Below are 10,285 nucleotides of genomic sequence, written 5' to 3'. Positions count from 1 at the left end.
GTGTACTGCGCTGTAGCATTTTCAACTATATAGGAGACTTATGTCACAGCCCCTTTTTTAACCAGCTATAAATTAAATTATGCTATAATGAAGTCGTTATAAGCAATAGGAAGGAGAATAACGATGATATCATATAAAGATTGTACTCCTGACAAGCTAGACTATACGGTTGGTAAAGGCGGTAAACTAACGATTACTGTCAACGATAAGAAATTCGTTCTCACCTTTAAGGATATTCCTGCCGAAGATCCTAATTACATGGATGTTAAAATTTTTTCTGATCCCAAACACGTAATGGCTTCAATCGTAATCGATGCTTATCGCAAGGACAAAGCAAACGATCCAGAAACAGAAAAAATAGTAAAAGAAAAGTTAGTTGATTGTATTAATACCGCTGTTAGGAATCGTTTCGGGCTTATTTAATAATTGATTAACGCTAACTCCCTAATAACAGAAAAAGGCCTCTAGTATTCGGCGTGCATCCGGATACTAGAGGCTTATTTATACTCATCGATATAGAAGTACGAACGATGGTTAAACTCGGGAAGCTTCGTAACTAAAAAAGCTGGTATCCCAGCCATTAATCAACGTTTTTAACCTCCTTTGGCCATTTAAAGTGTAATAAATAATCATCTAACCCCAGCGCGCGATGAATTGCCAGCGAACTAGCCCCGAGCAAGGAGGTCATCCGCGATCCCTTAATCATCCGAATAGGTGAGAATATTCCTAACTCCACTAATCTATCGCGTACCATTACATACATTTCTGGTAAATCTTCAAACAAGGTCGAATTGAAATATACTTTTTCTGGTCCATAAGATACAACTGCATTGTAAGAAACCTCTGCAATGAGGTGAGCAGCATGATTTAAAATGTGTTTTACTTGCTCATCCTCATGATAAAGCTTCACTAATTCTGTGCTTGTTAATGAAGTTAAGTTTTTGACATCCATTACCTGACGGATAATCGCTTCTTCAGAACATAAAGATTCAACCTTTACAAGTTGCCGTGATTCACTATCTAGGTCATTAGAGATTAAACTTCTCCCAATTTCGCCAGCCATTCCGCGAAAACCACGATATAGGCTGTGATTTGCAATAATCCCCACACCAATTCCCCGATGGATACTAATAGTTATTAAATCACGAATGTTTTGGTTAGCACCAAAGTCTTGTTCAAAAACTGCTGATAAATTAGCTTCATTTTCCAAAACAACTGGTACGCCAAATTCTTTACTGAAATATTCTTCGAGATCAATACCTTGTAACTCAAGAAATGGCGAGTCAATTATCTTATTATCATGCACAATTCCGTGAATTGAAAATGCAATTGCGAGCAAACCATGTTGGGTTGAATCAACATGTTGAAGTTTTTTAATTTCTTTCTTGATCATTTGCATAATGTTTAAAATATCAAATTTTTTTATTGGTTCTCGGCTATATTGAATAATTTCTCCATTCAGATAATTAAACATTGCTGCCATATATGTTGTTCCAATATTAAAACTTGCAACATACCCATAATTATGGTTCAAGCTAACAAGATGAGGCTTGCGTCCACCGCTACTTGTTGATTCTCCTTGGCGAACGCCTTCGATAAATCCCTCTGCATTTAATTCATCATATATTGACGAAACTGTAGACTTATTCAAGTTAAGCTGACGTGCTATTTCTGCTCGTGATGTTTCAGTATTATTAAATAACTGTTGTAATACAAGTTTTTTATTTTGTATCCGCGAAAGATTACGATGGTCATTTATCATTTTAAATTCTCCATTAATTAATAAAATATTTTATACTTATAACGCCTATACCACGGTATAATTAGCTTTATTATAGCACGAAAGAAGCTCAAATTAGTTTAGCGTTTTAATCGTAACAGCTTAATCTCCAAATAACACCATAAAATAATCAACAATACACTATAAGTAGCAGACAGCCAGACTACATATTTCAAAAAGGCTAAAATGTGAAATACAGTAAGAATTTGTAGACAAATCGTTAAAACGATCCACACCACTAGATGCTCCTTAATTCGATCACGGTGTTCAATTAACTCATCTTTTTTCATAAATTACACTCCATAATAAAAAGAGGATGAACGAGATAATCCCTTTCACCCTGTATTTGTAATGATCTAATTAATAATTAGTCATTTTTCTCCATTTTTGCCCGTAGTTCCTGACCGATTTCTTCATAACCAGGCTTGCCGAGTAACCCAAACATGTTTGTCTTGTAAGCTTCAACTCCTGGTTGGTTGAATGGGTTAATGCCGTTTAAGTATCCAGAAATTCCCATGGCAACCTCAAAGAAGTAAATCAAGTAGCCCAGCGTGTATTCGTCTTCTTCTGGAATATGAACCGTCATGACCGGTACACCCCCATCAGTATGGGCTGCCACTACTGCTTCATAAGCCTTGGTATTAACGTAATCCATTGTCTTGCCTTCAAGGTAGCCTAAGCCGTCAAGGTTATCCGGTTCAGTCGGAATTTCCATATCATAGTTTGGCTTATCAAGCTTAACAACTGTTTCCATTAAGAAACGACGTCCCTCTTGGATGTATTGACCGAGGGAATGGAGGTCCGTCGTGAAGTTAGCTGAAGATGGGTAAATCCCTTTTTGGTCTTTCCCTTCTGATTCCCCAGCTAATTGCTTCCACCATTCTGCAAACATCCGCATATTAGGCTCATAGTTTTCAAGCAATTCCGTTTCATAGCCCTTGCGGTAAAGGATGTTTCGGTAAGCAGCGTATTGGTAAGCTTCGTTCTTGCTCAAGTCAGGGTCAACATAATCTTTTTCAGCTTGAGCAGCACCAGCCATTAGCTTATCGATATCAGCTCCCGAAGCAGCGATTGGCAATAAGCCAACTGCTGAAAGAACCGAGTAACGTCCGCCCACCCCGTCAGGGATAACAAACGTTTCATAGCCGTGAGCGTCTGCTTCTGTCTTTAAGGCACCCTTGGCCTTGTCAGTTGTAGCGTAGATCCGCTTATTCGCTTTCGTTTCCCCATATTTCTTAATCAATAGGTCCTTGAAGATCCGGAAGGCGATTGATGGCTCAGTTGTCGTTCCCGACTTAGAAACAACGTTAATTGAGAAGTCCTTATCGCCAATCAATTGGATCAAGTCATGGACATAAGTCGAACTCAAGGAGTTACCAGCAAAGACAACTAGCGGTGCTTGCCGGTCCTTGGCCTTTTGGGCCTGGTAGAAAGTATTGTGTAAGAAGTCAATGGCCATCTGGGCACCAAGGTATGAGCCTCCAATTCCGATTACCACCAGCACGTCTGAATCGCGTTGAATCTTATCAGCGGCTTTTTTAATCCGCGCAAATTCTTCTTTATCATATTCCGTTGGCAAGTGGAGCCAGTCACGGAAATCGGCGCCAGCACCAGTTCCGTTGCGTAATTCATCATTAGCCGCGTTAACCATTGCTTGCATTTCACCAAGTTCATTATCGTGAACAAATTGCTTTAATGCGCTACTGTCAAATTTAATGTGTGTCATTCCAATAGCTTCTTTCTTTTTTATTTTTTAGACATTTAAATGATAGCGGATTATGAAGTCGGTTTCAATCAGAACCTATAAATTTTTAATGACATTCCCAAATTGACAACATCCAATTCTTTTATCATAATTAAGGATACGCTTACATATTACTGTATGATGAAAGGAAGATCATTATGGATCAAAATACGCAAGACATGCTCGCCGGTAATCCCTACCGCCCAGGAACGCCAGAACTCAATAAGTTTTCACACCTTGCCCATCGTCTTTGTCGTGATTATAACTTAACGGCCGATGAAGATACTGTTGAACGAACAATGATTATTGATCGCCTTTTCCCTAATCACGCAGAGGGTATCTATCTTCAAGGTCCTATTCACATTGACTACGGACGTTTTACCACGATTGGTAAGAATTTCTATGCTAATTTTAACTTCACTATTCTCGATACCTGTCCTGTCATGATTGGGGATAATGTAATGTGCGGTCCAAACGTTTCATTGATTACCGCCATGCATCCCCTCATGTATCAGCAACGTAATATTCGCCAACAAGCTGATGGACAATTCGATGACGTTGAATATGGGAAGCCGATTACCATTGGCGATAATTGTTGGCTTGCTAGCAATGTTACCATTTGTCCCGGAGTCACAATTGGCAACGGGTGTGTAATCGGGGCAGGAACAGTCGTCACAAAAGATATTCCTGATAATTCCCTTGTCCTTGGTGTACCCGGAAAGGTTATTCGTACTATCACAGAAAAAGATCGCCTTGAAAATTACCCTTATTAATAAAGAGCGGAAAATAATCTTCCCGACAAGGATGTTGGCTAAGCTAGAATGATGATTAGCACGTCACGAGCTGATTATCGTTTGTCCTTAATCTTGAGTCTTATAGTTATTCTCCACATAGTCTGACTATTGTTCGTTAAAATAGTAGAAGCTGAGAGAAAACAAAAGTTTTTCCTCAGCTTCTATTTTTTTATGCAAAAATTGTTAAAATACTTCCGGCAACAATGAAGATAATACCAGCAATTGTAAATGACATCTCTCGACGTGTCTTGTGTTCATGAAGGATAAGCACCCCACCAATTGTTGCGATAATAACGTTCATTTGAGTGAAGACAAAGGCAACGTTGATTCCGAGGGCCCGTCCAGCAAAGATATATGCTAGCGCAGCAATCCCCCATGAAATACCACCCCAAATATTAAGGTATTGTTCCTTTTGCTTAAAGGAATTAATATTACCAGAGCAAATTGCGTAAATAATAGAACCAAGTAAAATTCCTAGCATTTCAGGAAGGAAAATTCCCAAAGAACTATCATTGGCAATCATTGGCATCTTAGGGAATGCGGAATATACCCAGTAACCAATTGTTGTAATGAGCAGGAAGAAGAAGTTTTGCACAGTAACTTTCTTTCCAGAACTCTCATCAGAAACAGAAGTCATCAGGGCACCCACAATAACAATTGCTAAGGCAATAAAACCAATTGTAAGGGCCCGTGCCCCCCGCCATTCGCCAAAGATAATAACACCGATTAAGGAGTTACCAATTAATTGAAATACTGTTGATAGTGGAATAGTGTTTGAAACACCCATACGCTTAAATGAAATAAATTGTCCGATTTGACCGATTGTCCATAAGGCCCCACATAGCACTGAGAACCAAAAGCCAGCCAAGCTAACAGTCGGATGACCAAAAATAAATGCGACTAAACCAACAATAGTGGCACCGGCTCCGATACCGAACATTTGATTAATTGTTGATCCACCAATTTTACCAGTGATTAGTGGCATAATTCCCCAACCAATTGCAGGGATTAAAGCAAGTAAGTAATTCATAAAAAGTTCTCTCCTATCAATCCGTAATATATGATTACGAGATATTATATTATCACAAGGTAAACGCTTACACAAGCGCTTTCTTTAAATTTTCCCAAAATTAAGAATTGGTCTATAACGAGAAAAAACGCTTTAACACAGTAGTTAAAACGTTTAATACGAAAAAATGGCTTACTTTTTATCTTTATTATTTGTTTGTTGATTATTATGAGGCGCGTAATCACGATCCGGAAAGAAAATTGTAAAAGTAGTCCCTTTCCCATATGTGCTCTCTACATCAATCTTTCCACCATGAAGCAGCACTAACTGATGAACAATCGCCAAACCTAAGCCTGATTCACCATATTTAGTATTCATCCGTGAGCGATCAGCTTTATAGTAACGTTCCCAAATATTATCACGTTGTTCTGGCGTCATCCCAATACCGTTATCTTGTACTTGGAACTGACTGCCCTTCTCAACCCGCTTACCACGAATGTTAATTAGCCCATGGTCAGTAAATTGAATTGCATTTTGAATAATATTAAACATGATTTGCACAAAACGATCATAGTCTGCATAGACACGCAAGTTTTTGACTACGTCTAATTTAAGCGTGTCGTGCTTTTCTTTGGCCTTTTTTGCTAATTGTTCCCGTAAATTTTCTAGAACAGCTGAAGCGTCAAAAACTTTTCGTTCCATCGCAATTTGATTTGTCCGAATCTTCTCATAATCAAGGTTATCATTAACAAGGCGGATTAAGCGGCGGGTATCATTTTGCATCAGTTGAATACTATGTTTTTTGTCTTCTTCAGGAATAGCGTCATATTGCAACCCCTCAAGGATTCCATTAATCGTCGTTAGCGGTGTCCGCATTTCATGGGCTGCATCGGCCATAAACTGCCGTCGACGCTCTTCTTGCCGACGAATTTCCTGTTGCGATTCTCGAAGCGAGGCCGTCATTTGATTAAAACTGCGGCCTAAATCAGCAACCTCATCACGACCGCTGGCATCCACTTCAACATTGTAATTTCCGCGAGCAATCTGGTGTGTTGCCATTCTGAGACTATCAATCCGTTTGGTAATTGATCGTGCTAAAAAGTAACTTACAGCCAATGTTACTAAGCTTGCCGTCAATAGGGCCATGATTAAGTTAAGCTTAATCTGGCGCATATTCTGTTCAATTGTCGATACAAAGGTTGCAATCGATACTACTGCGATCATTTTCCCCTTATAAAAGTACGGCCGGGAAACCTCAGTCATCCGCGGTGAGGTGCCATTAGAAACTCTCGTGTTAATCTTCGGGGTAATTAATTTAGTATAAACTGTTTCCCCTTTTTTTAGTTTTTTCCAATCAGCCTTGCTCATATTAGGCGTAAAACCATTACTAGCAAAAATTTTTCGGTGTGTCGTGTCATAAATAGCAAAGTGAACATTTTGGCGGGTTAATAAGTTGGCATTGCTATTTAAGGACTCGGTCGCAAAGCCTTCAAAACTTTGTGTTGCCATATTATAACGAATTGAATCTTGGATTAAACTGTCAGAGTAACTTTTCAGTTGTTGCCACGTATTGTGATATAAAGTGTTGTTAGTAACGTTAATAAACGAAATACTGACAATAATCATCAATGTTACGATGATTGCAAAAAACGATAGCATCAACCGGTACATCAACTTCATTAGTCATTACCTTCGTCATCAAATTTATAGCCAACGCCCCAAACTGTCTTAATTACTTGGGGGCCAATATCTTCAAGCTTTTGGCGTAATTTTTTGATATGGGCATCAACGGTCCGCTCATCGCCATAATACTCGTAATCCCATACTAACTGGAGCAATTGAGACCGTGTAAATACTTGCCGTGGCTTTGAAGCTAACGTCTTTAACAAGTCAAACTCTTTAGGTGTTAAGTCATTTACTGGCTTGTCATATAAGAAGACTTCGCGAGTCTTAGTATTCATCTTAAAATGCTTAGTTTGGATATCAAACGTTTCGTCGTTCTCACTGTTCTGCGTATCTTCAAGCTTATTTAAATGTGTTCGCCGATACAATGCCTTAATGCGGGCAATCAAGGTAATCGTGCTAAACGGTTTCGTTACATAATCATCTGCACCAATTTCTAAGCCAAGTACTTGATCGCTTTCTGTATCACGTGCCGTAAGCATGATTAACGGAACCGTTGGCGATACCCGTCGAATATCTGCCGCAACTTGCATCCCATCTTTTTTAGGTAAATTTAAATCAAGCAAAATTATATCCCATTTATGGGGGTCAGAATTAAATTTTTCCTCTGCTTCAACACCATCATAGGCAAATTCATATTGCCATTTCTCTTTTTTAAAAAACATTGCCATCATTTCACAGACAGAATGGTTATCTTCAATCATTAATATTTGCATTTAATTCATTCCTTTATCTAATCATTAACTCCCTATTTCCCTAATTCTAACACAAGTTCTTAAAAGATTATTTTAAATTAAGGCTAATAGATGCTAATAAAAAAACTGCCACATACCAGTGACAGTTATTGTAGACAACTAGCAATGGAGATGACGGGAGTCGAACCCGTGTCCCCTAAAGGCTGCTATATCAACTATTTTATGTTGTTAGATGTTAATTATACAACACCTCTACAACATTTTAGTTTTTAAAGATTCTCAATAATTTTACCGATCGAATTATCTTTAATCGGGTGTAAATCATTATAAACTTTTATAGTAATTGTAGCATCTTTATGCCCTAACACACTAGCAACATCATTGACCGACATTCCATCTTCAATCAGTAAACTGGTGTATGTATGTCTCAGTCCGTGTGGTGTTACGTAAGAAGGGAGATTATACTTTTTTTCAATTGTATTTAACCATTTTCCAGGTTTCGACGGTGACAATATACCACCTTCTTCGCCTGTAAATACTAATTGATTTGGTTTAAAAGTATTAATATTAAAAAATTTCAGTTCTTGATATTGCTCAGAACGCCATTTTTTCAACACTTTAATAGTTTCTGGCCCAATAGGTACATCACGTACAGAATAATCAGTCTTTGTTCCACCTATTATAAGCTTATTTTCAGTATCACGGGTAACTCCTCTTTCTATATGAAGAAATCCACCTTTAAGGTCAATATCGTTCCATGTTAAAGCTAGAAGTTCTCCTTTTCGTAATCCCGTATGTGACAAGATAAAAAGGAAAGCAAAAGCCTTATAATTTGTTGATTCATAATGCTCATGCAATCCTTTTTTAAAAGTAATGAACTCATCTTTGGTAAATGATCTTACTTTTCTTTCATCATCCTTATTTTTTTTTGGATGCTCTATTAATTTAAAAGGATTATCATGGATCAATTTGTATTTAATACCTAGATCAAAAATGCTTGCGGCATCATTAACCATTTTATTATAAAACTTGAAATCTTTAGCCCATTGATAAACTAAAGATTGACAAGTAGGAATACTGATATCTTTAAGCAATTTATCACCCAAAGCAGGTATTAAATGTTTTTTACATTCCGTTTCATATTTTTTATAGGTTGAGCCAGCTACCGTCTGCTTCTTATTATCAAGCCATCGGTTAGCAACCTCTTCAAACGTTACCTTTTCATTACTACTAAAGCCATGGTTCTCAATTTCGACCATTTTTTGACGATACCAAGCGCGAGCCTCACGTTTAGTAGTAAAACCACCTTTATTATGCTGTTTATTATCTGGAGTTCGGTAAGCTACCCGATAACGTTTGCCTTTTTTTGTATTATATCCATAAGGTTCCATGTAATTTCACTCTCTTTCTGCGTACATCATTTAAGCATGATTAAGCAAGGGAAACATCGAGTAGTGAATTACATTATGTCTATCATTCTAGCTAGACATACTTAATTTTGTCAAGAAATCACCAATTTCTGCTAAATCTTTTTTCTTGTCATACGGTTCGTTACCTTCGGCAATTTGGTTCACATGAAAAATTATGTCCTTAAACTTTTGTATACTAGAAGAATCATCCTGAAGGTTTAAGTTATTAAAAAGTTTAACAACTAAAGTAAGAAATTCCACTTGTGTGTAAGTTAATTTACCGTCAAAAAAAACACTCATTTCGGCTCGAAAGTCGTTTAATTGTTCATTATGTATATTGCTGTCTTTTGTCTTCTCATTAAGATCATGAAGTTTAAGCATTTGACTTAACTCCAACTGAATACTATTTAATTGTTTTTTCTCTTCAATACTAGTAGATTCTGGATGATTAGTGATTTTGTTTAATAACTTTTGTGTTTCCTCAACAGTTGTAGCATCACCATTAAGAAGGAAATTGACTGTTACACCACCTAATTCAGCAATTTCACGTAGACGTTGGGCACTTGGTTTTGAAATTCCACTTTCCCACCTTGAAACAGTACCTTTATTAGAAGGAGGAGTAAAATGTTTACCAAATTGCTCTTGATTTTCTCCTCTTTTATGTCTAATAGCCTTAATTCTACTACCTAATGCTATACGATTACACAAACATATCACCACCTTAAAAATTTTCATAAAAAGTTATTGATATTATTTTAATAATGCTGTAGGATATAGTCAAGCAAAGTTGCAATTCGGTTGCAACAAAAATTTGCTTTTTATTTTTCAAGTTATGTTGCATTTGTGTTGCACTGCAGAAGGGAAGTAATACTTTTGACAAAAATTAATGCAGAATTTCCTGATGAATTCACTAATTCAATCAAAAACGCTATTATTCAGGTCATTGATGAAGCAAGTAAAAGCGCATTAAGTGATCAGTATCCAACCTATATGACAAAGTCGCAAGCTGCTCAGTATTTAAATATTGCCCTAAATACGCTTGATCAATGGATTGCAACTACTAACATTCCATATGTCAAGTTTGGCAAAATTTATCGCTTTAATCGCAATGAACTTGATAAGTTTATGACTTCTACTAAATAACTGACAAGGGAAACATCGAGTAGTGTCA

At 37.2% G+C, this 10,285-nt stretch carries 11 protein-coding genes; 3 read left to right on the top strand and 8 right to left on the bottom strand.

Features of this window, described 5'->3' with window-relative positions:
• Positions 1–123: 123 nt before the first annotated feature.
• Positions 124–423, top strand: coding sequence for a hypothetical protein (locus DTK66_RS07890; RefSeq protein WP_153930541.1), 300 nt, complete (start codon positions 124–126; stop codon positions 421–423).
• Between the two features lie 157 nt (positions 424–580).
• Here DTK66_RS07890 and DTK66_RS07885 read toward each other — a convergent pair whose 3' ends face one another.
• The 3 genes from DTK66_RS07885 to DTK66_RS07875 all read right to left on the bottom strand — a co-directional run bounded on the left by DTK66_RS07885 (position 581) and on the right by DTK66_RS07875 (position 3,506).
• The gene (locus DTK66_RS07885) at positions 581–1,762 is read right to left on the bottom strand and encodes an ROK family transcriptional regulator (protein WP_191668306.1); all 1,182 of its coding nucleotides are present in this window, start codon (positions 1,760–1,762) and stop codon (positions 581–583) included.
• Positions 1,763–1,860: 98 nt separating this feature from the next.
• Positions 1,861–2,070 (bottom strand): hypothetical protein, encoded by a 210-nt coding sequence (locus tag DTK66_RS07880; RefSeq protein ID WP_191668305.1) that lies wholly within the window; start codon positions 2,068–2,070, stop codon positions 1,861–1,863.
• A 77-nt stretch (positions 2,071–2,147) separates the two neighbouring features.
• Positions 2,148–3,506: a glucose-6-phosphate isomerase gene (locus DTK66_RS07875; protein WP_191668304.1), complete on the bottom strand. Its 1,359-nt coding sequence runs from the start codon at positions 3,504–3,506 to the stop codon at positions 2,148–2,150.
• A gap of 176 nt (positions 3,507–3,682) precedes the next feature.
• On the opposite strand from DTK66_RS07875, the gene DTK66_RS07870 reads away from it, so the two are divergent.
• Positions 3,683–4,297, top strand: a complete 615-nt coding sequence (locus tag DTK66_RS07870; protein WP_191668303.1) for a sugar O-acetyltransferase — start codon at positions 3,683–3,685, stop codon at positions 4,295–4,297.
• 190 nt (positions 4,298–4,487) lie between these two features.
• Here DTK66_RS07870 and DTK66_RS07865 read toward each other — a convergent pair whose 3' ends face one another.
• The 5 genes from DTK66_RS07865 to DTK66_RS07845 all read right to left on the bottom strand — a co-directional run bounded on the left by DTK66_RS07865 (position 4,488) and on the right by DTK66_RS07845 (position 9,849).
• Positions 4,488–5,348 carry a GRP family sugar transporter gene (locus DTK66_RS07865; protein WP_153930546.1) on the bottom strand — a complete coding sequence of 287 codons (861 nt, stop codon included), beginning with the start codon at positions 5,346–5,348 and terminating at the stop codon, positions 4,488–4,490.
• 171 nt (positions 5,349–5,519) lie between these two features.
• On the bottom strand, positions 5,520–7,007 hold the full coding sequence (locus DTK66_RS07860) for a sensor histidine kinase (RefSeq protein ID WP_191668302.1): 1,488 nt from the start codon (positions 7,005–7,007) through the stop codon (positions 5,520–5,522).
• On the bottom strand, positions 7,007–7,726 hold the full coding sequence (locus tag DTK66_RS07855; protein WP_191668301.1) for a response regulator transcription factor: 720 nt from the start codon (positions 7,724–7,726) through the stop codon (positions 7,007–7,009). Before DTK66_RS07855 ends, DTK66_RS07860 begins: the two co-directional genes overlap by 1 nt.
• A gap of 248 nt (positions 7,727–7,974) precedes the next feature.
• On the bottom strand, positions 7,975–9,096 hold the full coding sequence (locus DTK66_RS07850; protein WP_191668300.1) for a site-specific integrase: 1,122 nt from the start codon (positions 9,094–9,096) through the stop codon (positions 7,975–7,977).
• An 87-nt stretch (positions 9,097–9,183) separates the two neighbouring features.
• On the bottom strand, positions 9,184–9,849 hold the full coding sequence (locus DTK66_RS07845; RefSeq protein WP_191668299.1) for a helix-turn-helix domain-containing protein: 666 nt from the start codon (positions 9,847–9,849) through the stop codon (positions 9,184–9,186).
• A 138-nt stretch (positions 9,850–9,987) separates the two neighbouring features.
• Between DTK66_RS07845 and DTK66_RS07840 the strand changes: the two genes are divergently transcribed.
• Positions 9,988–10,257 carry an excisionase family DNA-binding protein gene (locus DTK66_RS07840; RefSeq protein ID WP_225209042.1) on the top strand — a complete coding sequence of 90 codons (270 nt, stop codon included), beginning with the start codon at positions 9,988–9,990 and terminating at the stop codon, positions 10,255–10,257.
• The last annotated feature ends 28 nt before the right edge of the window (positions 10,258–10,285 follow it).

Source organism: Limosilactobacillus walteri (genome assembly GCF_014830205.1).
Lineage (GTDB): Bacteria > Bacillota > Bacilli > Lactobacillales > Lactobacillaceae > Limosilactobacillus > Limosilactobacillus walteri.
Note: the sequence above shows the minus strand (reverse complement) of the source record. Positions and strands in the feature narration are given on the sequence as shown.

What these genes read in the sequence shown, in the direction of transcription:
- DTK66_RS07890 (WP_153930541.1), top strand. Translation starts at nt 124, where the DNA reads ATGATATCATATAAAGATTGTACTCCTGACAAGCTAGACTATACGGTT.
- DTK66_RS07885 (WP_191668306.1), bottom strand. Translation starts at nt 1,762, where the DNA reads ATGATAAATGACCATCGTAATCTTTCGCGGATACAAAATAAAAAACTT.
- DTK66_RS07880 (WP_191668305.1), bottom strand. Translation starts at nt 2,070, where the DNA reads ATGAAAAAAGATGAGTTAATTGAACACCGTGATCGAATTAAGGAGCAT.
- DTK66_RS07875 (WP_191668304.1), bottom strand. Translation starts at nt 3,506, where the DNA reads ATGACACACATTAAATTTGACAGTAGCGCATTAAAGCAATTTGTTCAC.
- DTK66_RS07870 (WP_191668303.1), top strand. Translation starts at nt 3,683, where the DNA reads ATGGATCAAAATACGCAAGACATGCTCGCCGGTAATCCCTACCGCCCA.
- DTK66_RS07865 (WP_153930546.1), bottom strand. Translation starts at nt 5,348, where the DNA reads ATGAATTACTTACTTGCTTTAATCCCTGCAATTGGTTGGGGAATTATG.
- DTK66_RS07860 (WP_191668302.1), bottom strand. Translation starts at nt 7,007, where the DNA reads ATGAAGTTGATGTACCGGTTGATGCTATCGTTTTTTGCAATCATCGTA.
- DTK66_RS07855 (WP_191668301.1), bottom strand. Translation starts at nt 7,726, where the DNA reads ATGCAAATATTAATGATTGAAGATAACCATTCTGTCTGTGAAATGATG.
- DTK66_RS07850 (WP_191668300.1), bottom strand. Translation starts at nt 9,096, where the DNA reads ATGGAACCTTATGGATATAATACAAAAAAAGGCAAACGTTATCGGGTA.
- DTK66_RS07845 (WP_191668299.1), bottom strand. Translation starts at nt 9,849, where the DNA reads ATGAAAATTTTTAAGGTGGTGATATGTTTGTGTAATCGTATAGCATTA.